Source organism: Microbacterium sp. NPDC055665 (assembly GCF_053618035.1).
This window is the reverse complement of sequence record NZ_JBSHGY010000010.1, coordinates 47663-68648: the sequence shown is the minus strand read 5'-3', so window position 1 is coordinate 68648 and position 20986 is coordinate 47663. Positions and strand designations below refer to the sequence as shown.

Genomic DNA, 20986 nt, shown 5'->3' with positions numbered 1-20986 from the left:
GGGATTTGCGTCCGTGGCGACCGACTTTGGAAGTCGGCCGCCACAAAACTGAGTTCGCGTCAGCCGTCACAAGCGTGTACGGCACATACCTTGACGTCTGCATCCGGATCGATTTCGTCCTCGAGTCGAGCGGCTTTTCCGTTCACGAGAACTCGAGCGTAGCGTCGCACTTCGCCCGTCTCCGGCGCGATGAATGCATGTTTGACATCGACGTCCATCTCACCGAGGCTGCGGAACAGAGACTCGACCGTCAATGGCGCGCTGCTATCAATCTCGACCGAGTCTCGGTTGAGGAGTGCTTCCGCGACGCCTCGCAGTGCTATTTGCATCATCTGACCTTCTTTCATCACTATCAATTGGGTCCGTCGATGAATATGTAGACTGTCGACGGCCCAAGCATCGTAAGCAGGCATGAGGTCGTCGAAGGAAGATGCATCTCGGAATCTCGGAATACAGTTAAGTCACGCCCACTCGCCCATCTCGACCCACCCCTGTTCTGCGCGAATGGCCCCCTTACGTACGTCCACAACGGGGTGGTTCGCGCGCAAGGGGGCCGCTCGGCATCCGGAAGGATGCGGTTTACAGATTCGCCTCCGCGTAGATGCGGAGTGCGTCGCGGACGAACTCCGCGCCGTGGGTGCCGCCGGATGACGTGGCGTAGTTCGCGCCGAAGCGCGGATCCGCAACGTACATCTCGCCGAGCCCGATGACGTACGCCTTGGTGTCGCCGCCGGGGACGGCCGCGGGCGTACCCGGGATGCCCGTGAGCCACTCCACGTGGCGTCGCGCGACATCCTGAGCCTCGGCGGATGCCGGGTCGATGCCGCTCTCCGCCGCGGCGATCCAGTCGCGTCCGAGGTCGGACGCGCGCTGCTGCCAGTCGGCGCGCTCGGCATCCGTCATCCCCCGCCACCAGCGGTCACTGTCGGCGTAGGCCTTCTTGCCCCAACGATCCTCGACCTCCTCCTTGTATTGGGTGTGGTCGAAGCCGTCGAACATGTTCTCTGCCATGAGGTTCTCACCTCCTCTCAATGCTGTGATGGTCGATTCGACCGACGCGATCTGCCGCGCCAGCCGGGCCTGCTCCTCGCGCAGCAGCGCGAGATGGGTCTCGAGGGCGGATGCTTCGCCGCGCTCCCTCTCTGCCGAACCTGTCGCGTCCTGGGTCCCTGAGCTTGTCGAAGGGCCGAGCACCTCCGCGATCTGCGGCAGCCCGAGTCCGAGCTCCCGCAGCAGGAGGATGCGCTGCAGCCGCACGAGCGCCCGCCCGTCGTAGTGGCGGTAGCCGTTGGGCGCGATGCGCGATGGCGGCAGCAGTCCGATGTCGTCGTAGTGCCGCAGCGTGCGACTCGTGGTTCCCGCCAGCCGCGCGATCTCCTGGATGGACCAGTCGTCCCGCTCCATGTCGCCTCCTTCCTGTTCGATATCTCGACTTTAGAAGTTGACGTTGCGTCAAGGTCAAGCGGGAGTTGATCTCCTCGCGCTCCCGCCCCTCGCCACGCCTTCCCGAGTGCACGGCTTACCGGCGAATGCACGGGTTGTCGACGTTGACAAGCCGTGGGTTCGACAGCTTCCCGTGCACTCGGAGGGCCGCATCATCTGCCTGCGGCGACCTCCACCGCGCCGCATTCGGTTCGATATCTCAACGCCAGAAGTCGAGGTCTTGTCAAGGCGACTCCTCCGTGTCACGTCATTCGACTACCCTGCTCGAAAGCGAGAGGGGCACCCTCCGCCATCCAGCCGAGGAGTGCACGAATGCCAGAGACCGCCCGTCCGAATCCGAACGGCCCCAGCCGCCGCGCCGTACTCAAGGCCTCCGCCTGGTCGCTGCCCGTCGTCGCCCTCGCGGTCGCCACCCCCCTCGCCGCGGCGAGCGCGACCGGAGACGTCTCGATCGCAGCCCAGGCCCGGGGATCCGCGGTCTCCGCGACCGGCCCCGACGGGACCACGCTCGAACTCGCCGTTCCAGCCGGTTTCGACCTCACCACCGGCGGCACCACGCGCACCCCGGAGGGAGCCCTCGTGACCCTGACCTTCGACAACCGCCTGCTGGACGAACCCACCTTGACCATGGATAGCTCCCCCGCGCAGCGAACCTCGTTGCAGCAGAACGGAGTCGTGACGACCGCAACCTTCATCCTCCCCTTCGGGATCCCCGCCAACGGCACGACCATCCCGATCGAGGTCTTCTTCGCGACGTTCAACGCGACGACGTGGGTGGGGGATGCCCGCCCTCTCACGGTCACGGTCACCCCCGCCGGCGGCTCGGACCCGGACACCGCGAACAACACGTTCGTCTCCACGGCGGTCTACACCGCCGCTCCCTGACGCCCCTCCATCACGCCACCTCGTCCGAACGCGATAACGGCCCCACCCCCGGGTCGGGAGGGTGGGGCCGCTGGTCGCGACGGAAACGAGGGTCAGTCGACAGCGGTTCCGAACGAGGTCACCGAAGCGGTCAGCGCGTCGGCGACCGCCTGGGCGTCGATGTCGAAGAGCACGTCGACGTTGGGCACTCCCTGCCACCGGTCGATCATCTGCACGACCGTCTGCCCGCGGGTGTGCTTGCCGTTCAGCTCCACGTCGACGCGCAGCCGCCGCACGGTGAACCACTCGGGGTTGAGCGCGTAGGCGACACAGGGCACGTCGTTGAGGTGCATGCCCTCGGTCTTCCACTCCGGCATGTCGTCGCGGTCGTCCTGACGGTCGGGGTAGCCGATCATCTCGCAGAGCGCCACGCCCATCGGCGAGCGGGACTCCCAGAGGGTGCGGATGTGGTCCGGCGAGAGCGAGAAGCTGCGGGACACATCGAGACCGACCTGCGTGAGCGGAGCCCCGGACTGGATGACGATCTCCGCCGCCTCGGGGTCGTTGTAGATGTTCGCGCTCGCGACCGGGGTCACATTGCCCCAGGTGAGGGCCGCTCCGCCCATGTAGATGATGCGGCGCACCGAGCGCGCGAACTCCGGCTCGAGCTTGATCGCCAGCGCGACGTTCGTCAGCGGAGCGAGCGCCATGATGGTCACCTCGCCCGGTGCCGCCATGACCGTGTCGATCATCCGGCGCACGGCATCGGACGCGACGTCGGCATTCGGATCCGGGTCGGGGTACTCCCAGTAGCCCACGCCGCCGGGGCGGTGGATGTGCTCCGCGAAGTTCGGCTCACCGACCAGCGGCCGACTCGCGCCCTTCCAGATGGGCAGGTCGGGACGACCGGCGAGCGCCGCGATCTTGCGGGCGTTCGCCGTGGCGGTGTCGACATCGACGTTGCCGAAGACCGTGGTCAGCGCCTCGATGTGGAAGGCGTCCGAGGCGAGCGCCCAGAACAGCGCTCCCGCGTCGTCGATCCCGGGGTCGGTGTCAATGATCAGTCGTTCCATATCCATGCTTTCTGTCATGTCCTCGCGGCTACGCATGCCGTTCGGACGCTTCACTGAGCCCCTCCGCGACCACCGGCTCCGCCCGTGCGGCACGGGCGGAACGCATGTAGACGAACAGGTACCAGCAGTTGATCGCGATCAGGGTGATGTTGAGCGCGACCATGGGCGCGCTGCCGAGCATCAGGTTGTAGGCCATGAGCATCGCCGATGCTCCGAGGTTCAGCCACCGGAGGCGAGAGATCGTCGGCTGGAGGATCGAGACGATCAAGAGGGCACTTCCGGCCCAGCCGACGATCTCACGCCAGGGATCCATCAGACGGTCACTTGCCCACGAAGAGGCCGTTGCGCCGCTTGGCGAGGACGTAGAGCACCACGCTGATCGCACACAGGGTCGCGATGTAGATCGGGAAGACCCACATCATCCCCTGGCTCTGCAGCCACAGCAGCAGGTACGAGGCCGTGCCGCCGAAGATAGCGACGCCGAGGCCGTATCCGAGCCCGAGACCGGTGCCGCGGATGTGCTGCGGCAGCAGGGAGTTGGACACGACGACGAAGATCGTCATGTTGAGCAGCAGCACGATCGCGCCACCGAACATCACGCCGGCGAGCGTGCCGACTCCGGGCTGCGAGTACAGCAGCGCCAGGAAGATGGTCGGGATCGCCAGCAGACGTGCGACGACGAACCACCGCGACATCGGGAACCGGTCGAGGATGCGGCTCAGGCCGTAGGCGCCGAGCGTCAGGAAGACGCCCATGCCCGTCGTGATCGCGAACACCGCGGTGGGGTCTTCGCCGAACGTGCCGTTCGCGAGGTTCGGCAGGCCGGCGATCCACGTGTAGTTGTACGCCTGGATGGCACCGACGATGAACACCGTGGCGAGCACGCTCAGCCAGTACTTGCGCACATCGCGCCACACGGAGTTGTCCTTCGTGGGGATCGCGCCGACCGTACGGATGGCGGCGGTGTCGAGCGTCTCCGGCAGCGTGCGGCGCAGCCACAGCACGATCAGACCGAACGCGCCACCCACGATGAACGGGATGCGCCACCCGTAAGCGGCGAGCGCTTCCGGTCCGAGCAGGAGGCTGATGAAGAAGATCGACAGCGGTGCGAGCAGGTTGCCCAGGTTGTTGAAGAACGCGAAGAACCCGGCGACGTAACCGGGACGGTTGGGCACCAGCTCGAGCGCGTAGGCCGTTCCGAGCGGTGCCTCGACGCCGGCGGACAGGCCCTGGAGCAGGCGTGCGGCGACGACGATGATCGGCGCGAGAACGCCGATGGTCTGGTAGTCGGGGAGGATGCCGATGATGAAGCTGCCGAGGGCGACGGCCCCGACCGCGAAGATCATGATCTTCCGGCGCCCGTATCGGTCGGCGACGAACCCGAAGACGACACCGCCGAGCGGTCGAGCGACGAACCCGACGGCGAAGACGGCCAGGGCGTTCAGCGTGGAGGCGAGCGGACTGTCGGAGGGGAAGAACGCTGCGCCGAGGTAGACCGACAGGAGCCCGAAGATCGCCCAGTCGTACCACTCGAGAGCGTGCCCCCAGCTCAACGCCCGGAGATTGCGGCGCTCGGTCTTGCTCGCCTTGCTCGTCAACTGCTGCGGCGGCGTGGCTGCCACTACTTCTTCAGTGCTCATGGAGCTCCTTTGCTCTGCCCTCGAGGGGGGAGGTGATCGACCCGTTGACGACTATAGTATAGCAGGATTCCGCTTCGTGACAGAAAGAGTGCATCGTGACTTCACCGCTGAACGACACCGACCGCCGCCTCGTCGATGCCGCTTCCGAATTGCTCATCCGCACGCACGACGCCGACCTGCACCGCGTCGCGGCCGCCGCCCGCGGAGCGTCGGGAGAGATCTACCTCGGTCTCAGCCTCCGCTCCCCTCGAGTGAGCGTCTGCGCCGAGAGCTCGGCCCTCGCGAACGCCAGGATCGGCGGCGAGCAGCACATCGAGGCCATGGTCGCGGTCGGGTTGCGCGAAGACGGAACCACGGTCATCCTCAACCCCTGCGGCGTGTGCCGTGAGCTCGTGCCCGCCATCGCCCCGGGCATCCGCACACTCGCCGACGACGGCGGCCACCCGGTGTGGGTGACCGCCGCCGATCTGCTGCCGATGCCGTGGGTGCGCGCACGCTCCTACGACTGATCCGATCGCGCGCCTCAGCGCCAGGGAAGCGGGCGCCGCAGCACCTCGCCGATCCGCTCGAGCACGCCGTCGAAGTCCATGTCGAAGACGACACGATGGATCGGCCGCGCCTCGTCCTTCACCGGATGCACCCCGGCGAGGTAACGGTCGCCGGTCTCCTGGTCGAGGAACGTCTCGAGCGGACGCATGACCGCGCCGGTCACGAGCTCGGGGAACAGCAGGCTCGCGACGGCCATGCTGTCGTTGATGCCCATGACCCGGCGTCCTTCCGGCTGCGGGTACGAGCGCGAGTAGAAGCCGGCGTAGTCCCGACTGATCGTGGTGATCAGCTGTGCGGGGGCGAAGCCGGTCGAGGATGCGATGTCGAGGAAGAAGTCCTCGGGGACGAGGGCCTGACGGGTGACGTACGGCCCGCACCAGGTGACATCGCCCGCGTGGGCGGCCACGATACGCGCCGCGTCGATGTCGAACGACACGTTGGGATCGCGCGAGACCCGGAACCGGCGATCCTCCCACGGCGCGGTGTCGTGATAGAGCGCCGGCCCGAGCGTCCCCACGATGGTGGTGGAGCGGAGTCGCTGCAGCAGGTCGGGCCGCGTCTCGATGGCGGCGGCGAGGTTCGTCTGCGGCCCGAGTGCGAGGTAGTCGATCTCGCCGTCGTGCTGTTCGACCAGGTCGAGCACGACGTCGACGCCGACCGGCTCGGGATCCACGGACTGCGCCGGACGAAGCCCGGTGTTGCCGAAGCCGTCTTCCCCATGAATGCCGGGGTTCATGCGCAGCTCTTGCACGAGCGGGGCGTCCGCACCGCGGTAGACCGGCACATCCGTGCGTCCGCAGGTGTCGAGCACGTACCGGGCGTTGTCGGCCGCGCGTTCGCCGGTGGTGTTCCCGAACACGCTGACGACGGCGAGGATCTCGACCTCGGGATCGGCGGCCAGCAGCATCAGGGCCAGGGCGTCATCCACCCCGGTGTCGGTGTCGACGATGACTTTTCTCATGGGTGCTCTCCTCGTAGGGGATCAGGGACGCGACAGCCCGAACGCGGCGAACGCGTCCTGCGTCGACTTCTCGGTCAGAAGGGTGACGAACCGCGCCACGTCGTCCCCGGCACCGGGGCGGGCGCCCACGGCGAACCGCCCATAGGACTGCAGCTCGTGCGGGATCGGCTCGACGATCTGCGGGCCGGCGACCGAACGCAGCTCGCTGACCTGCTGCACCGCGACGTCGGCCCGACCGTCGAGCAGCGCTTCCACGGTGAGGCCCGACGCGCAGCGCACCGCGCGCTCGTCGATGCGCTCGAGAAGGTCGCGCTCGCGGAGCATCTTCATGAAGTGCACTCCACTCGCGCCGCTCAGCGTGTACGCGACGGCCCGGGCGGCGAGCAGGTAGTCGAGGAACGCCGCCGCGGAGTCGTCGGCAGGTCCGGGTGTGCCGTCGAGCCGCGCGAATCCCACGGATGACACCGCGATCTCGGCGACGTGGGCGGGGTCCACCAGCCCCCTCTCGGCGAGGTCGGTCACCGACGACGAGACCCCGAGCACCAGGTCGGGCCGCTCCCCCGCCGCGATGCGGTCGAGCAGCACGGTCGTGGGCTCGAACGTCGCGTCGACGCGGGCACCCGTGGCGCTCTCGAACGCCGGGATGATCTGCTCGACGAGGGGCTTCTTCACGACGAGGCCGCTGTACAGGGTGATCACGAGGGAGTCCTTTCGGAGGGCGCTGCGAACGACTGCAGCTGCGCGGGGGTGAGCGGGGCCGTGGCGAGACCGCGGGTGAGGAAGAACAGCTGCGCGGTGTGCTCGAGTTCTTCCAGGGCATCCACCGCCGAATCCAGATCGACGCCGGCGACGACGGGACCGTGATTGCGCAGCAGCAGAGCGTGCGTCACGCGGGCGGCATCCTCCACGGCGGTGGTCGCGGCCCGATCGCCCGGGGCGAAGTACGGAAGCATCCGCAGCGTTCCGACACGCATGCCGTAGTAGGCGGTGAGGGGCGGGATCGGATCGTCGGCATCGACATCGGCCAGACACGACACGGCGGCGGCGTAGACCGAGTGGGTGTGCACGACCGCGTTGAGGTCCGGACGCACCCGTAGCATCGCGACGTGCAGGAACGCCTCCTTCGTCGGCTTCGGGCCCTCGATGTGCGTGCCGTCGAGAGCGACCACCGAGAGTTGGTCCGCCTCGATGTCGGCGAGGCTGATGCCCGTCGGCGTGAGCAGGACGCGGTCGCCGTCCCGCACCGCGAGGTTGCCGGTGCGGCCATGAGTGAGACCGCGGCGGTGGATCGAGTGCGCGACGCGTTCGATCGCGCGGCGGGTGGCGGCACTCATGCGGCGAGCCCCTGCCGAGCGACGTCCACGAACAGCTCCTCATCGCCGAAGTTGCCGGACTTGAGGATCAGGTGCACGTCGCGCCGCTCGTCGTGGATCCACGGCGCCCCCGGCGCGACCTCCTCGCCCACGACGGCGACGGTGGTGCCGAGCGCGCGGATGACCTCGCCAGAGGTCTCGCCGCCGGCGATGAGCATGCGCTTCACTCCGCGATCCGACAGCTGGGCGGCGATGAGGCCCGCCGTCCGCTCGTACAGCTCGCCGGCGCCCGGCACATCGTCGCGACGCTCCGAGGCGGGGCTGGAGGAGTAGATGAGGGCGGCCGCATCGGCGGGCTGCTCGTCCCACCACTCCACGGCTCGTGCGGCCAGCTGCTCGGCCGTGTCATCGGGTGCGGCCGCGACCCGATAGGCGGGGCTCCCGGAGGAGACGAAGCGATCGATCTGCTCGAGGGTGCGCCGCGAGCAGCTGCCCGCGATGATCGCGGTACGACCCGTCGGCGGCACCGGGGCCGCTGTGCCACCCGCCGTCTCCCGCAGCGCGATGGCTCCGACGAGGCCGGCGGATCCTGCGACGAGCGCGTCGCCCTCGACGGCCTCGGCGAGGGCGGCGAGGTCGGCATCGGTGACGGCATCCGCCACCACCTGGAGAGCACCGTCGGCGCGAGCCCGGCGCAGCGTGTCGCGCACGGCATCGACCCCCCGCTGCACCACATCCAGGGGCAGCGCCGCGACCGGCTCCGCGCTCTGCGCCGCGAGCAGTCGCACGACCGAGGAGTCGCGCATGGGCGTCACCGGGTGATCGCGCATGTGGGTCTCGGCGAGCAGGGTGTCGCCGACGAAGAGGTGACCGCGATACACGGTGCGACCGTGCAGGGGCGCGGCCGGGGTCGTCACGACCAGGTCGGCGCCGAGCTCACGGGCGACCGCCTCGGTGATCGGTCCGATGTTGCCCTCGGCGGTGGAGTCGAAGGTCGAGCAGTACTTGACGTAGATGCGGTCGGCTCCCCGCTCTCGCAGCACCGCGAGCGCGGCGAGGCTCTGAGCGACCGCCTCCGCGGCGGGAAGCGATCGCGTCTTCAGCCCGATGACGACGGCGTCGGCCGAGACCGCGGTGTCGTCGATGCCCGCGCCGAGGGCCAGGAGGGTGCGCAGACCCGCGCGCCGCAGCGCTGCGGCGACATCCGTGGCGCCGGTCACGTCGTCGGCGATGACGCCGATCATCGAGGACCCTCCCGGAGCGCCGCGGTCAGCCGGCGCGCGGCTGCGGCGGGTCCGTCCAGCACCGCGACGCCGAAGCGATCAGCGAGGGACGCGGCAGCGGCGGCGAGCGAGTACTGGGCGAGCACGATCAGGTCGTATGGCTCGTCGACATCGGCGATCGCGGTGGCGAGGGCGTCGATCAGGTCCGGCGCAGCCAGCGGGACGGCCGCCGCAGGGACCACGAGCGGGCGCACCTGCGCCGACGATCCGCTCGCGACGAAGGCGTCGGTCAGACGCGCCGTGCTGTCGCTCGCGGAGGACTCGAGCGACGCGACCAGCAGCACCCGTGCGGGGGCGGCCGCGACCGCCTCGGCGAACAACGGCCCGTCGGCGGACAGCACGGCGACGCCGTCGGCCTCGCGATCACGCCGATCGGCGCGGCTCCCGAACTGCGAACAGGTGAGCAGCACGCCGTCCGCTCCCCCGGCGAGGGCCAGCTCGATGAGGCCGTCCATGCGCGCGGCCAGCGGCGCGGTGATGCCGCCCTCGACGTGCGCGTCGGCGAGCAGACGATCGTCGAGCAGGTTCCACACGGTCGCTGCGGGGACGGCAGCGGCGATCGCCGTCGCGGCCGGGGCGATCGCCAGCGGGGTGGCGCTGATGAGCGCGATCTTCGGGTCGGTCATCGGATGATCCTCTCGATCCAGGAGAGTCCGTCGCGGGTGCCCGCGACGGGGGCGTACTCGCAGCCGATCCAGCCGGGATAGCCGCTCTGCGCGATCCGGGCGAGCACGCGCTCATAGGCGATCTCGCCCGTGCCGGGTTCGCCGCGACCGGGGTTGTCGGCGATCTGCACGTGCGCGATCAGGGGACGCAGCTGCTCGAACCGTTCGATGAGGTTCCCGCGGTCGACCTGCGCGTGATAGACGTCGAACAGCACGCCGACGATCTCCGGGTCGACCTCCTGCGCGACCGCCGCCGCGGTCTCCATCGAAGCCAGACCGTAGCCGGGCTGATCGCGCTTGTTGATGGCCTCCAGCGCCAGGCGCACACCCGTCCCGCGCGCCTGCTCGGCGGCCCAGGAGATGTTCGACACGTAGGTCGCGAACGCCGCGTCCGCGTCGGCATCCGTCGGTTTGATCCCCGCCATCGCATGCACCACACCGGCGCCCAGGACGTCCGCGTACTCCAGCGCGCGCAGCACGCCGTCGCGGAACTCCTGCTCGGCTCCGGGAACGTACGCCGCACCCGAGGCGGTGGGCGAGCGCGGTGCGCCGGCCGGGGTGTTGATGAGGATCTGCGTCAGGCCCGCGTCGTCCAGCAGACGTCGCACCTCCGCGGGCGCGAGCTCATACGGCGAAGCGAACTCCACGGCCGTGAACCCGGCCTCGGCCGCCGCGTCGAACCGCTCGGCGAACGGCGCCTCGGTGAACATCCACTTCAGATTGGCGGCGAGGCGCACCGGCCCCGACGACGTCTCGACGATCATGCCGACACCGCGCTGTAGTCGGGGTTGACCACGAACTCCGGCGCTGCACCGCCCAGAGCGGCGATCACGTTGCGAGCGGCCATCCGGCCCGACTCGCCGCGTGCCTCGCGGGTCGCACCGGCGACGTGGGTCGTGGCGAGGATGCCGGGGGTGTGCAGGAGCGGGCTCGACGCGCCCAGAGGCTCGTCGGCGAAGACGTCGAGCGCGGCGGCACCGATGCGCCCCTCACGCACCGCGTCCACCAGCGCGTCCTCATCGACGATCCCCCCGCGGGCGGTGTTGATGAGCACCGCATCGCTCTTCATCAGCGCCAGCCGGGAGGCGTCGATGAGGTTCCGCGTGGATTCGTCGAGGAAGAGGTGCAGGGTCACGAAGTCGGCCTCGCGCAGCAGGTCGTCCAGATCGAGACGACGGATGCCGTGGGCCGCAGCGAAGTCCTCGTCGAAGTACGGGTCGTACGCGACGATGTGCATTCCGAACCCGGCGGCGATCGTCGCGACCGCCTTGCCGATCGAGCCCAGGCCGAGAATCCCGAGGGTCGACCCCTGCAGCTCTCGTCCGGTGAGCTGCTGCCACGTACCCGCGGCCAGGTTGCTCACGTTCTCGGGGATGCGGCGAGCGCACGCAAGCGCCAGGGCGAAGACATGCTCGGCGACGGCCTGTCGGTTGGCGCCGGGGGTCACGCATACGGGTACCTGACGTGCGGTCGCGGCGGTCACGTCGACGCTGTCGTACCCGACGCCGGTGCGCACGACGATCCGCAGCGCGTCGGCGAGCGCGAACTCCTCTTCGCCCAGCGGGCGCGTACCGGCGATGATGGCGCGGGCTCCGGCGAGCGCGCGGGCCCGGTCTTCGGCGTCGAGCGTAGCCAGTTCGGGTTCGTGCCGCGTCGTGAGGCCGGCCTCGCGCAGCATCCGATCGACCTCGTCGCCGGGCTCGAGGAATGCGGTGGTGATCAGCACGTCGTGGGAATCGGTCTTCGTCACCAGATCCCTCCTTCATAGTCGGGGGCGGCGAATGCGCCGCCGTGCAGGGTGGGTGCGGGGGCGCTGAAGTCCACCGCGTCGGTGTGGTCGGCCGCGTCGTCGCGGGGCACGTAGCCGATGGCCGCCCAGCCCGCGTCGCCGTTCCACCAGCGTTCGGTGTTCGCCGAGCAGCCGTAGACGACCTGGCAGCCCACGGGGGCACTCTCGATCGCGCAGCGGAACAGTTCGACGCCGTCGCGCCAGCTGAGCCAGAGGGCAAGCTGGCGCCGGTCCTCGGGCGCGGGGCGGAAGGTGCCGATGCGGACGAGCACCGACTCGATCCCCCATTTGTCGTGATAGAGGCTGGCGAGGGCTTCGCCGAACGCCTTCGAGACGCCGTAGAAGGTGTCGGGGCGCAGCGGTGCGCTCTCGTCCAAGATCTCGCTCGCGGGGTGGAAGCCGACGACGTGGTTCGAGCTGGCATAGACGACGCGACGCACACCGGCCCGTCGCGCGGCCTCGTATACGTGGTAGGTCCCGTCGATGTTGACGCTGCGGATGCTGTCGTACGGAGCCTCATCGGCGATGCCACCGAGGTGCACGATGACGTCGACGCCGTCGGCAGCCGCGGTGAGGGCATCCAGGTCGCCGAGGTCGCCGACCACCACCTGCTCCCCGGGGAAGAGGGGCTCGTCGGCGTCGGAGCGCGCGAACAGCACGACACGGTCGTAGCGGGAGGCGAGCCCTTCGCGGATCACGCGGCCCATCCGTCCGGTCCCGCCGGTGTACAGCACTGTCGTCATCGTCATCCTCTCCTTCGGCATCGGCGCTCAGCCGATGCTGCGGTCCTCTTCGCCGGTCGAGGCGTCGGCGAAGAACCCGATCTTGGCCCGCTGGGGGCGCTGACGCCGGGCGGTGCGTCCGTCCCAGCGCAGCTCCACATCGTGCCCGGGAACGAGCGCGGCCCCGGTGTCGGTCAGCAGCGAGCGCAACACGTCGATCGTCGCGGTACTGGCCTCGGCGTCCAGCGTGGAATCGACCCGCCCCGAGGCAAGTTCGTACACGTTCTTCACCGCGTCGCCCGCGAACACGCGCTTCTCCTCTGCACGGTCGAGATAGAACGCGAGGTGGTGCGGGGTGTGTCCGGCGCTGTCGATGGCGTGGATGCCCGGGAGCACTTCCTGCCCGACGCTCATGCGCTCGACGCGGTCGGTGCGTCGGAGCAGTTCCTGCACGTGCAGGTCGGGGATGAACGGGGTGCCCGCAGGCTGATCCGCTGCCCAACGCAGTTCCTTCTCACCGACCCAGGTGGTCGCGTGGGCGAACATGGGGAAGTTCGAGACGTGGTCCCAGTGCATGTGGGTCAGCAGCACGTCGGTCACGTCGTCGGTCGTCAGTCCGAGACGCTCGAGGCCCGCGTGGATGAGGGGGATGTACGCAGGCTGGCCGGCATCGATGAGCACCCGGCGCACGCCGTCGTCGAGGAGCCACAGGCTGCTCCAGCCGAAAGCCCCGTGCGAACTCGACTTTCCGGGGAAGCCCTCGACGAGCGGGCGCGCGATGTACCCCGACGATCCGGCTGATCCGACCGTCGGCGTCGACTGGGGTCCCTCGTTCTGCGCCATCACAAAAAATAGTATAGCGCAAAACCGGGCACCCGGCGGAGGGAATCAGCCCTCGAGAAGCCTCTGGGTCGCACCGATGATGTGGTGGCGCATCGCTTCGGCAGCACCGTCGGCGTCACCGGCCACGATCGCTTCATAGACCGCATCGTGCTCGGGCGCCGCACTGACGGCGCCCGTGCGGCCGAACTTCGAGAACAGCCGGAACCGTTGGATCTGCCCGCCGAGCGCGGCGTACGACATCTCCAGGAAGGCATTGCCGGACTGCGCCGCGATCATCATGTGGAAGCGTGCGTCGCTGCGCCAGTAGAGGTCGAAGCCTTCAGTCTCGGTGTCGGCGACCTCGGCCGAGCGGCGGAAGTCCTCGACCGCCTCACGCAGCCCCTCCAGGAACTCCGGCGTCGTGCGCAGGGCTGCCTCGTACGCGAGACGGGGCTCCAGCAGCACGCGGGCCTCCCCCAGCTGCTCCACCTCTTCGCGCGTCATGACCGGGGCCACCTGGTAGCCGCGCAACGCCTCGCGCTGGACGAGTCCGGTGTGCTCCAGGCGCGCGAGCGCCTCACGCAGCGGGGTCTGGCTGACGTCCAGTTCGCGCGACAGGGCTCCGATGTTCAGGCTCTGCCCTGCTGCCCGCTCTCCCGACATGAACTGATGCAGCAGCACCTCGTACATTCGGTCGGCGATGGGCTGCTTCGTCGATCGCCCGGCCACGTCTTCTCCCCTCGAAGTCCTTCCGTCGAAGACTACCGGTCGCCCCCGCGGGCCCCGGGCGGACGCGCGGCCACCACAGCGACCACCCCCTCTCCGATGAGGGTTTCGCCCGAACTTCGGATGGAGGGTTGACACCATCGAGATATATCGTGTTACGCTGGCCACACACGATATATCGTGACCCTACACACAGGAGAAGCACACATGACCGAGAAGTGGCTCATCGCCCCGGGCGAGGAACGCGTCATCGACATCGAGTCCGTCACCCGCCTCAAGGTGGGCCTCGTCGGAGGACAGGTCGACATCATCGCCCACGACGAACCGGGCATCCGCATCGAGGTGCACGGCGTCACCACCAAAGACCTCCGCATCGAGTCCCACGACGGCGAGGTCGAGATCGACCACCCGCAGCTGGGCTGGGACAACTTCCTCGAGGTCTTCCGCAACTTCGGCTCCGGCGGCCCCCGCGCCGAGGTGAGCGTCGCAGTCCCCCGCTCGATCGCCCTCAACCTCGGCGTCGTCAGCGCCGGCGCCCTCGTCTCGGGCATCCGCAACGACGCCCGCCTCAACACCGTCTCCGGCGACATCATCGTCGACACCCTGATCGGCGACCTCACGGTCAACTCGGTCTCGGGCGACGTGCAGGTGCGCGGCCTCACGGGCTCGATCAACGCGAACAGCGTCTCGGGCGACGTGGCCGTCACGGGTGCCGTGCGCAAGGCGACCGTCGACATCGTCTCGGGCTCCACCCTCGTGGATGCTGCGGGAGATGTGAACACCATCAACATCAACTCCGTCTCGGGCGGCACCACGGTGCGCCTCGACGAGTCGCTGGCCGCCAACTACGTCGTCCGCTCCCTCAGCGGTCGGCTGCTGATCGACGGCGTCGAGCGCAGCACCTCCGGCCCCAGCAACTACACCGGCACGAAGGGCGAGCTCTCGGGACGATTCGTCGACCTGCGCGCGAACTCCGTCTCCGGCGGCGTCACCGTCCTCCGCCGCACGCCGGCCTCGATCACGGAAGACGAGGAGTGGGAAGCATGAGCCCCGCCGTCTTCTCTCACGGCGACCTGCGCCTGTACCTGCTGTCTCTCCTCGCCGAGGCGCCGCAGCACGGCTACGGCATCATCCAGTCGCTGACCGATCGCACCGGCGGCACCTACACGCCGAGCGCCGGCACCATCTATCCCCGCCTCGCGAAGCTCGAGGAGGAGGGTCTGGTGACCAAGACCGTCGACGGCCGCACCACCATCTACGCGATCACCGAGGCCGGTCGGGCGGAGCTCGCGTCGCGCGAGGGCGACCTCGCCGGCATCGAGGCGGGTCTCACCGATTCGGTGCGACTGATCGCGAGCGAGGTCCGACAGAGCGTCCAGGACGCGATGAAGAGCCTCCGCGCCGACCTCGCAGCCGCCGAGAAGGGCGAGCGCACCGCGGCCAAGAACCGCCCGCGCACGGCGGGAGACGACTCCCGGCTCCTCAGTCGCGAGGAGATGCACCGGGCGGATGCCGTCATCAACGCGTTCCGCGCTCGGGTGCGCACCGACCTGCGCACGCACCTCGCGAAGGGCGGCACGCTGTCTCCGTCGGTCGTGACCGAGCTGGAGGATGCGCTCGACAACGCGGCCCGTGGAGTCACGGTCTCCCTGAGCAGCTCCGGATCCTGAACACGCAGAGGGCCCCGTCGGCGAACAGCCGACGGGGCCCTCTGCTGTTGCGCGTTCGCCCTCTAGGACTCCGGCCAGATCTCCTTCTGCTCATCCGGCACCGACTCGCCGAGCGGCACGACCAGGATCGAGCGATGCTGCCGGTGCGCGAGCCGCGCTGCGACCGAACCCGTGAAGAACTCGCGGATCGATTCGCCGATGCCGCGCTTGCGGGTGCCGACGACGATGAGCGATGAATCCAGCTTGTTGGCGAGCTGCTTGATCGCGAGCGCCGGGTCGCCGACGAGCTGACGCGCCGTCCAGGTGACATCCACCCCCGCCAGGATCTTTGCGGCAGAAGCCTCGACCGCCTCGAACTCGGCGGCGCCTGCGTCGAAATTGATGTCGATCGGAGCCGAATGCACGTAGCCGTCCGGATCCTCATACGTGACGAATCGCGTGACGTCCACGTGCGCCACCACCAGCGGGACACCGAGGAGTCGCGCGTAGCGCACGGCCTCGTGGATCACGTGGGGGTCCTGGTCCAACTGCATGCCGACGATGACGGCCTTCTGCAACGCCGCGTTCTGTGCGGCCTCGTTGGACGGAGTGGGAGTGTTGTCGGTCATGAGATCGTTTCCCTTCGCCAGTCTGGCCTCAGCCAGAGTGTCTTCCCCGCGTGCTATTCTGAATGCTACTCTTACCGGCTTCGCGCCGGTGTCGTGAAATGCCTCGGGCCTCGCCGCCCGCAGCTTAACTCGTGAGGGGGTCTCGCGCATGGGCCGTGGCCGTCAGAAGGCGAAACACACCAAGATCGCCCGCGAACTCAAGGCGTACAGTCCGTCGGTGAACTACTCCGCGCTCGAGCGCGAGCTGGCTCACCCGACCGACGAAGACGCATACGTCGACAAGTGGGCCGATGAGTATGAAGACGAAGACGAGGACGAGCTAGAGAAGGCCTGACCGCCCGCTCTGCCTCGTGACACCCGCACACCACGTGCGGGTGTTTCGTCGTGTCCGGGCGCCGCACCGCGGAGGGCGGTTCCGGCGCGACGCTGTCGAACATCCAGTCCCTGTCCGAGACGGATACGCGGCGCGCAGGAATATCGCTTCGTGCACCCGAGGTCTGCCAAGCTGGTTGCAGTGCCGTGACGCTCCGGCACGTTCTGGGCAGCGGCGCGCGGGATCGAGGCAACGTGGACAATCCGGGATGGGTCGAATACGCCACCCCGCCCCAACCGCTCCGCGACCACGGGGTCGCGTGCCTCGGCGCGGGCGAGCACCGAAGCACGGCATCGTTCCGTGCTCGCACTCTCGCGTCGTTCGCATTCATCCATGTGTCCCGCGGAAACGGCTGGTATTCGCACCGTGGCCCGTTCGGCGCGGAGCGCCTCGTCCGTGCGCCGGCTCTGATCTGGATCATCCCCGGCCGGGAACACGGTTACGGCCCGGACAGCGCCGGATGGGACGAGCACTGGACGCTGTTCGGCGGCCCCGCGGTGCAGAGCTTTCTGAAGCTCGGCGTGTTCGACCCCGGCAATCCAGTGGTCGACCTCGACACGACCCCGGCGGAGTTCCCCTCTCTGTTCTCGCGGCTGCGCTCGGCGCTGCACACCGGCGGCGTAGCCGGCGGGCTCCAGGCGTCGATCATCACCCAGCAGTTGCTGTTGGCCTCCAGTTCCGGGCGCCCTGACGTGCTGCCCGACGACCAACGTCTGCTCCGGCAGTTGCGGCGTTACTCCCATCACCCCATGACCATGGCCGCCCGAGCGAGGTCCCTCGGTGTCACGCTCGAGACCCTCCGCGAGGTCGTCAAGGCTTCCACCGGGATGACCCCGGTCGACGTCGTGCTCGAGGCAAGGATCTCGCAGGCCCAGACCTTGTTGGCCGAGACCTCGCTCGGGGTGCGGGTGATCAGCGCTCGAGTCGGCTACGACGACCCCGCGTACTTCACCCGCCTGTTCGCCGCACGCGTGGGGGTGCCGCCGACGGTGTTCCGCGAGCAGCAGTCGCGCCTGCCGCTGACCGGGTCGACAGGCACCATCAGCGACCAGGCCGACACTGAATCCGGGGGCGACCACTCGGGCGACGCGGTCAGGTGACGCCGCTTCACCGTATTCAGACGCCCTCAGGTGTCACTTGACGGCACCTGCGGTCAAACCCGCCCGCCAGAAGCGCTGAAGGCTCAGGAACGCGATCACGAGCGGAAGCACGGAGAGCAGCGCGGCGACCACCACCGTTCCGGCCGGCACCTGCCCGTTGCTCCCTGCCCAGCCGACGAGCCCGACAGTCACCGGCTGCAGCGACGTGTCATTGAGCACCATCACCGGGAGCAGGAAGTTGTTCCAGACCTCCACGAACTGGAAGAGGAAGATCGTGACGAGCGCCGGCGACATGATCCGCAGACCGATCGCACCGAAGATGCGGAACTCACCCGCACCGTCGATGCGGCCCGCCTCGATGAGCTCATCGGGCACGGACTGCGCGGCGAAAACACGAGCCAGATACACGCCGAAGGGACTCACCACACTGGGCAGCAGCACGGCGAGCGGGTTGTTGAGCAACCCCACCTGATTGAACAGCAGGAACAGCGGCAGGGTGAACATCACCTTGGGGATCAGCACCGCTGCGAGGATGACGCCGAAGACGACTCCCCGTCCGCGGAAGTCGTACTTCGCCAGGGCATAACCGGCCATGGCCGAAAGCAGGGTTCCCACGGCCGCGGACAACCCCGCGTAGAAAAGACTGTTCAGCATCCACCGCCCGAAGATGCCGTCGGACTCGGCGAAGACGAGCGCGATGTTGTCGAACAGACCGAAGCCGTCGAACCACAGGCTCGGCTCCGAGAACTGCCGACCCGATGGCTTCGTCGACGCCACGACCAGCCACCAGATGGGAGCGACGAAGTACACGGCGGAGACCCCGAGGAGGGCGAACACCCCGAGGCGGCTCAGGAGGTTCCCCTCGCGTGACGAGCGCGTCGGCTGCTTGACCGGCGGACGGGTGGCCGAGACCAATGTGGGAGCGGTCATCGTTCGCCTCGATTCGTGAGCCGGAAGAACAGGAAGGAGACGCCGCCCACCAGGAGCGCGAGCACGACCGATTGCGCGGCCGCGTAGGGATAGTTCTGAGCCGTCGCCTGTGCTTGAGCCGCCATGAGCGGGGTGAAGCTGTTGCTGATCGCGCCCCCCGATATGGCCTGGAGCACCTTCGGCTCGTTGTAGAGCTGGGCCGAGCCGATGATCGAGAAGACTGCGGTGAGGATCAGAGCGGGCCGCACCATGGGGATCTTGATCGCCCAGGCGATCCGCCACGCACCCGCCCCGTCGATACGCGCCGCTTCGATGGTCTCGGAGGGGATCGTCTGGAGGGACGAGTAGATGATGAGCATGTTGTAGCCCGTCCATCCCCACGTCACGATGTTCGCGATGGACCAGAGCACGAGACCGTCGGAGAAGAACGGGACTCCGCCGCTGAACATCTGATCCAGCGCTTTGTTGATCGGACTCGTCACCGGTGAGTACAGGAACGACCACAGCACCGCCGCGATGACGCCCGGCACCGCATAGGGAAGGAAGGCGGCGAGACGGAAGAAGCCCTTGCCTCGGGCCGACTTGGAGTCGAGGAGGAGCGCGAGCAGGAGGGCGAAGCCGAGCATCAGCGGCACCTGCACCACGCCGAGCAGGGCCACCCGACCGAGCGACGCGATGAAGTCGCCGTCCTCGATGAGCCGGGCGTAGTTCGCCAGCGGCGCGAACTCCAGACTCGGCGCCTCGAGCCCTAGACCCGAGCGCTCCAGGACGAACAGGCTCTGCACGAACGCGTACACGATGGGGACGAGGTACATCGCCACGAAGAGCACGCCGAACGGGGCAAGGAAGAGAAGGGGAGTGCGCCAGCGCGCATGCGGTCGCGCTGCAGTCGCGCCGCCGGGGGCGGGCGAGGATGTCGAACCTCGGGTTCGTCGGCTGTCGGCGGTCGTGATCGTGCGCGTCGAAGAAGTGGTCATGCTGTCCTCTGCCATGTCGAGGGGCCGTCCGGTCGGGGCGGCGATGGCACCCCGACCGGACGCGGGAGCTCACTCCGAAACGGAGATGCCCTGAGCGTCGAGAGCGTCGAACGTCTTCTTCTGAGTCGTCTCGACGGCGTCGACGAGAGTTCCGCCCTGGCCCGCCCATGCCTTGCTCAGCCCATCATCGAGGAACCCGACCGTCTCGGGCATGTTCGGGCCCCAGGTCCATCCTGTCGCGACATCCTCGGACGCCTCGGCGAAGACGTCGAAGATGACCTGGTCGCCGAAGTACTCGTCGGGTTCGGACAGCGCCGGCAGGCCGAGGAGCTCGGTCGCGGCAGGGTACAGCGCCGCGTCCTCGATCAGCCCCGTGTACGTGTCCGCGTCGGTGCTCATGAAGTGCGCGAAGGACCATGCCGCTTCCGGGTCGTCGCATCCCTTCATGACAGCCGTGGCCGAGCCGCCGACGTTGCCGACCTTGGTCTCGCCGGCTTCCCACTGGGGCATCGGCGCGACAGCCCACTGACCTGCGCCATCGGGCACGCTGTCCGTGAAGACCCCGGCGAGCCATACCGCTCCCACGTGCGTCGCGATGCTTCCGTCGCCGAGTCCCGCATACCAGGACTGGTCCCACATCGGGGCCGGGCTGATCATTCCCCCGTCGATGAGCGTCTGCCAATAGGCCGCGACGTCCTGGTTCCCCGACGAATCGATCGACACGTTCCAGGTGTCGTCGCTGATGGAGAACCAGGGCGCCTCAGCCTGCCACGCGAACCCCGCGTAGTCGTAGTTGAGATAGCCGGCGGACAGGAACTTGCCTGCGGCCTTCAGCTGCTCTCCCGCTGCCTGGTACTCGGCCCAGGTCGTCGGCACGTCGATGCCGAGCGAGTCGAACACACCCTTGTTGTAGTAGAGAGCCATCGGCCCCTGGTCGACCGGCGCACCGTAGACCACGTCGCCGATGTTCACTGCAGACCACGGGGCCGGCTGGAATTCGTCTTCGCTGTCCTTCGCGAACTCGGAGACGTCCTGAAGCACACCCTGGGCCGCGAAGCTCGTGAGCGTCTCATAGCCCACCTGCGCCAGGCACGGTGCACTGCCCGCCTTCGAGGCGTTGAGCATCTTGTCGTAGCCCCCCTTCGAGCCCGGCGCGATCTCCTCGTAGGTCACGACGATCTCGTCCTGCGAAGCGTTGAATGCCTCCGCTGCGTCTCCGTAGCCGGGGGACCACCCCCAGAAGACGATCTCCGTCGGCCCGGACTTCGCCGCACCGGAACACCCGGCCACAGCGAGGCCGACACCCAAGGCTCCGACGGCTGCCACGGTTCGCAAGACTGCTCTCTTCACTGCTGCATCTCCTTTGAATGAGCTCGGACACTTCGCCGCCGGCTTCGGGACCGGGCAATACGAGGTACATCTTGATGGTGGCACATTTTGTTTGCGATAACAAGCGCCACATTCCCTCATTATCAGCA

25 protein-coding genes are annotated in these 20986 nt (G+C 68.4%); 6 read left to right on the top strand and 19 right to left on the bottom strand.

The genetic code is table 11. From position 1 onward, the window contains the following. Positions 1-59 precede the first annotated feature (59 nt). Together ACWGO6_RS16695 and ACWGO6_RS16690 are read right to left on the bottom strand one after the other, a co-directional pair. A complete protein-coding gene (locus ACWGO6_RS16695) occupies positions 60-413 on the bottom strand; it encodes a hypothetical protein (protein ID WP_452327331.1) in 354 nt (117 codons plus the stop codon). 166 nt (positions 414-579) lie between these two features. Further along, positions 580-1404, bottom strand: coding sequence for a MerR family transcriptional regulator (locus ACWGO6_RS16690; protein WP_452327330.1), 825 nt, complete (start codon positions 1402-1404; stop codon positions 580-582). 351 nt (positions 1405-1755) lie between these two features. On the opposite strand from ACWGO6_RS16690, the gene ACWGO6_RS16685 reads away from it, so the two are divergent. Further along, a complete protein-coding gene (locus ACWGO6_RS16685) occupies positions 1756-2328 on the top strand; it encodes a hypothetical protein (protein WP_452327329.1) in 573 nt (190 codons plus the stop codon). A gap of 92 nt (positions 2329-2420) precedes the next feature. Here ACWGO6_RS16685 and ACWGO6_RS16680 read toward each other — a convergent pair whose 3' ends face one another. From ACWGO6_RS16680 to ACWGO6_RS16670, 3 genes are read right to left on the bottom strand one after another with little or no spacing between them, the layout of a single operon-like run. Continuing rightward, entirely contained in the window at positions 2421-3380 is a 960-nt protein-coding gene (locus ACWGO6_RS16680; protein ID WP_452327328.1) for a nucleoside hydrolase, read from the bottom strand. A gap of 28 nt (positions 3381-3408) precedes the next feature. Beyond that, positions 3409-3693 carry a hypothetical protein gene (locus ACWGO6_RS16675; protein ID WP_452327327.1) on the bottom strand — a complete coding sequence of 95 codons (285 nt, stop codon included), beginning with the start codon at positions 3691-3693 and terminating at the stop codon, positions 3409-3411. Positions 3694-3700: 7 nt separating this feature from the next. Beyond that, on the bottom strand, positions 3701-5020 hold the full coding sequence (locus tag ACWGO6_RS16670) for an MFS transporter (RefSeq protein ID WP_376102813.1): 1320 nt from the start codon (positions 5018-5020) through the stop codon (positions 3701-3703). Positions 5021-5115: 95 nt separating this feature from the next. On the opposite strand from ACWGO6_RS16670, the gene ACWGO6_RS16665 reads away from it, so the two are divergent. Further along, on the top strand, positions 5116-5529 hold the full coding sequence (locus ACWGO6_RS16665; protein ID WP_452327326.1) for a hypothetical protein: 414 nt from the start codon (positions 5116-5118) through the stop codon (positions 5527-5529). Between the two features lie 14 nt (positions 5530-5543). Here ACWGO6_RS16665 and ACWGO6_RS16660 read toward each other — a convergent pair whose 3' ends face one another. The 10 genes from ACWGO6_RS16660 to ACWGO6_RS16615 are packed head-to-tail and all read right to left on the bottom strand — an operon-like array spanning position 5544 to position 13853. Then, complete coding sequence (locus ACWGO6_RS16660; protein WP_452327325.1) at positions 5544-6530, bottom strand: nucleoside hydrolase; 987 nt, start codon at positions 6528-6530, stop codon at positions 5544-5546. Positions 6531-6551: 21 nt separating this feature from the next. After that, positions 6552-7229, bottom strand: coding sequence for a substrate-binding domain-containing protein (locus ACWGO6_RS16655; RefSeq protein ID WP_452327324.1), 678 nt, complete (start codon positions 7227-7229; stop codon positions 6552-6554). Further along, positions 7226-7864: a class II aldolase/adducin family protein gene (locus ACWGO6_RS16650; RefSeq protein WP_136041090.1), complete on the bottom strand. Its 639-nt coding sequence runs from the start codon at positions 7862-7864 to the stop codon at positions 7226-7228. The genes ACWGO6_RS16655 and ACWGO6_RS16650 overlap by 4 nt, the downstream gene beginning before the upstream one ends. Continuing rightward, entirely contained in the window at positions 7861-9087 is a 1227-nt protein-coding gene (gene otnK / locus ACWGO6_RS16645) for a 3-oxo-tetronate kinase (RefSeq protein WP_136041091.1), read from the bottom strand. The genes ACWGO6_RS16650 and otnK overlap by 4 nt, the downstream gene beginning before the upstream one ends. Further along, the gene (locus tag ACWGO6_RS16640; protein ID WP_136041092.1) at positions 9084-9752 is read right to left on the bottom strand and encodes a hypothetical protein; all 669 of its coding nucleotides are present in this window, start codon (positions 9750-9752) and stop codon (positions 9084-9086) included. Before ACWGO6_RS16640 ends, otnK begins: the two co-directional genes overlap by 4 nt. Next, positions 9749-10555 carry a hydroxypyruvate isomerase family protein gene (locus ACWGO6_RS16635; protein WP_136041093.1) on the bottom strand — a complete coding sequence of 269 codons (807 nt, stop codon included), beginning with the start codon at positions 10553-10555 and terminating at the stop codon, positions 9749-9751. Before ACWGO6_RS16635 ends, ACWGO6_RS16640 begins: the two co-directional genes overlap by 4 nt. After that, positions 10552-11541, bottom strand: coding sequence for a phosphoglycerate dehydrogenase (locus tag ACWGO6_RS16630; protein WP_136041094.1), 990 nt, complete (start codon positions 11539-11541; stop codon positions 10552-10554). The genes ACWGO6_RS16635 and ACWGO6_RS16630 overlap by 4 nt, the downstream gene beginning before the upstream one ends. Then, a complete protein-coding gene (locus ACWGO6_RS16625; protein ID WP_136041095.1) occupies positions 11538-12323 on the bottom strand; it encodes an NAD-dependent epimerase/dehydratase family protein in 786 nt (261 codons plus the stop codon). The genes ACWGO6_RS16630 and ACWGO6_RS16625 overlap by 4 nt, the downstream gene beginning before the upstream one ends. Positions 12324-12350: 27 nt before the next feature. After that, positions 12351-13145, bottom strand: coding sequence for an MBL fold metallo-hydrolase (locus ACWGO6_RS16620; RefSeq protein ID WP_136041096.1), 795 nt, complete (start codon positions 13143-13145; stop codon positions 12351-12353). A gap of 45 nt (positions 13146-13190) precedes the next feature. Next, the gene (locus ACWGO6_RS16615; protein WP_240745007.1) at positions 13191-13853 is read right to left on the bottom strand and encodes a GntR family transcriptional regulator; all 663 of its coding nucleotides are present in this window, start codon (positions 13851-13853) and stop codon (positions 13191-13193) included. A 204-nt stretch (positions 13854-14057) separates the two neighbouring features. Here ACWGO6_RS16615 and ACWGO6_RS16610 point away from each other — a divergent pair, with 204 nt between their 5' ends. Together ACWGO6_RS16610 and ACWGO6_RS16605 are read left to right on the top strand one after the other, a co-directional pair. Continuing rightward, complete coding sequence (locus tag ACWGO6_RS16610; RefSeq protein WP_136041097.1) at positions 14058-14897, top strand: DUF4097 family beta strand repeat-containing protein; 840 nt, start codon at positions 14058-14060, stop codon at positions 14895-14897. Then, complete coding sequence (locus ACWGO6_RS16605; protein ID WP_136041098.1) at positions 14894-15520, top strand: PadR family transcriptional regulator; 627 nt, start codon at positions 14894-14896, stop codon at positions 15518-15520. The genes ACWGO6_RS16610 and ACWGO6_RS16605 overlap by 4 nt, the downstream gene beginning before the upstream one ends. Before the next feature lie 62 nt (positions 15521-15582). Here the strand turns inward: ACWGO6_RS16605 and ACWGO6_RS16600 are convergent, their stop codons facing one another. Continuing rightward, positions 15583-16128: a universal stress protein gene (locus tag ACWGO6_RS16600; protein WP_136041099.1), complete on the bottom strand. Its 546-nt coding sequence runs from the start codon at positions 16126-16128 to the stop codon at positions 15583-15585. 148 nt (positions 16129-16276) lie between these two features. On the opposite strand from ACWGO6_RS16600, the gene ACWGO6_RS16595 reads away from it, so the two are divergent. Together ACWGO6_RS16595 and ACWGO6_RS16590 are read left to right on the top strand one after the other, a co-directional pair. After that, positions 16277-16462, top strand: coding sequence for a DUF3073 domain-containing protein (locus tag ACWGO6_RS16595; RefSeq protein WP_029263716.1), 186 nt, complete (start codon positions 16277-16279; stop codon positions 16460-16462). A gap of 233 nt (positions 16463-16695) precedes the next feature. Next, a complete protein-coding gene (locus ACWGO6_RS16590) occupies positions 16696-17601 on the top strand; it encodes a helix-turn-helix domain-containing protein (protein WP_168429476.1) in 906 nt (301 codons plus the stop codon). A gap of 33 nt (positions 17602-17634) precedes the next feature. Here ACWGO6_RS16590 and ACWGO6_RS16585 read toward each other — a convergent pair whose 3' ends face one another. From ACWGO6_RS16585 to ACWGO6_RS16575, 3 genes are all read right to left on the bottom strand, one after another. Further along, positions 17635-18531 (bottom strand): carbohydrate ABC transporter permease, encoded by an 897-nt coding sequence (locus ACWGO6_RS16585; RefSeq protein WP_136041101.1) that lies wholly within the window; start codon positions 18529-18531, stop codon positions 17635-17637. Continuing rightward, the gene (locus ACWGO6_RS16580; protein WP_136041102.1) at positions 18528-19508 is read right to left on the bottom strand and encodes a carbohydrate ABC transporter permease; all 981 of its coding nucleotides are present in this window, start codon (positions 19506-19508) and stop codon (positions 18528-18530) included. The genes ACWGO6_RS16585 and ACWGO6_RS16580 overlap by 4 nt, the downstream gene beginning before the upstream one ends. Positions 19509-19577: 69 nt before the next feature. Continuing rightward, positions 19578-20858 carry an ABC transporter substrate-binding protein gene (locus tag ACWGO6_RS16575; protein WP_452327323.1) on the bottom strand — a complete coding sequence of 427 codons (1281 nt, stop codon included), beginning with the start codon at positions 20856-20858 and terminating at the stop codon, positions 19578-19580. Positions 20859-20986 lie beyond the last annotated feature (128 nt).

Bases quoted from the DNA above. Each gene is read 5' to 3' on its own strand.
- ACWGO6_RS16695 (WP_452327331.1), bottom strand. From the start codon at position 413: ATGCCTGCTTACGATGCTTGGGCCGTCGACAGTCTACATATTCATCGA.
- ACWGO6_RS16690 (WP_452327330.1), bottom strand. From the start codon at position 1,404: ATGGAGCGGGACGACTGGTCCATCCAGGAGATCGCGCGGCTGGCGGGA.
- ACWGO6_RS16685 (WP_452327329.1), top strand. From the start codon at position 1,756: ATGCCAGAGACCGCCCGTCCGAATCCGAACGGCCCCAGCCGCCGCGCC.
- ACWGO6_RS16680 (WP_452327328.1), bottom strand. From the start codon at position 3,380: ATGGAACGACTGATCATTGACACCGACCCCGGGATCGACGACGCGGGA.
- ACWGO6_RS16675 (WP_452327327.1), bottom strand. From the start codon at position 3,693: ATGGATCCCTGGCGTGAGATCGTCGGCTGGGCCGGAAGTGCCCTCTTG.
- ACWGO6_RS16670 (WP_376102813.1), bottom strand. From the start codon at position 5,020: ATGAGCACTGAAGAAGTAGTGGCAGCCACGCCGCCGCAGCAGTTGACG.
- ACWGO6_RS16660 (WP_452327325.1), bottom strand. From the start codon at position 6,530: ATGAGAAAAGTCATCGTCGACACCGACACCGGGGTGGATGACGCCCTG.
- ACWGO6_RS16650 (WP_136041090.1), bottom strand. From the start codon at position 7,864: ATGAGTGCCGCCACCCGCCGCGCGATCGAACGCGTCGCGCACTCGATC.
- otnK (WP_136041091.1), bottom strand. From the start codon at position 9,087: ATGATCGGCGTCATCGCCGACGACGTGACCGGCGCCACGGATGTCGCC.
- ACWGO6_RS16640 (WP_136041092.1), bottom strand. From the start codon at position 9,752: ATGACCGACCCGAAGATCGCGCTCATCAGCGCCACCCCGCTGGCGATC.
- ACWGO6_RS16635 (WP_136041093.1), bottom strand. From the start codon at position 10,555: ATGATCGTCGAGACGTCGTCGGGGCCGGTGCGCCTCGCCGCCAATCTG.
- ACWGO6_RS16625 (WP_136041095.1), bottom strand. From the start codon at position 12,323: ATGACGACAGTGCTGTACACCGGCGGGACCGGACGGATGGGCCGCGTG.
- ACWGO6_RS16620 (WP_136041096.1), bottom strand. From the start codon at position 13,145: ATGGCGCAGAACGAGGGACCCCAGTCGACGCCGACGGTCGGATCAGCC.
- ACWGO6_RS16610 (WP_136041097.1), top strand. From the start codon at position 14,058: ATGACCGAGAAGTGGCTCATCGCCCCGGGCGAGGAACGCGTCATCGAC.
- ACWGO6_RS16605 (WP_136041098.1), top strand. From the start codon at position 14,894: ATGAGCCCCGCCGTCTTCTCTCACGGCGACCTGCGCCTGTACCTGCTG.
- ACWGO6_RS16600 (WP_136041099.1), bottom strand. From the start codon at position 16,128: ATGACCGACAACACTCCCACTCCGTCCAACGAGGCCGCACAGAACGCG.
- ACWGO6_RS16595 (WP_029263716.1), top strand. From the start codon at position 16,277: ATGGGCCGTGGCCGTCAGAAGGCGAAACACACCAAGATCGCCCGCGAA.
- ACWGO6_RS16585 (WP_136041101.1), bottom strand. From the start codon at position 18,531: ATGACCGCTCCCACATTGGTCTCGGCCACCCGTCCGCCGGTCAAGCAG.
- ACWGO6_RS16580 (WP_136041102.1), bottom strand. From the start codon at position 19,508: ATGACCACTTCTTCGACGCGCACGATCACGACCGCCGACAGCCGACGA.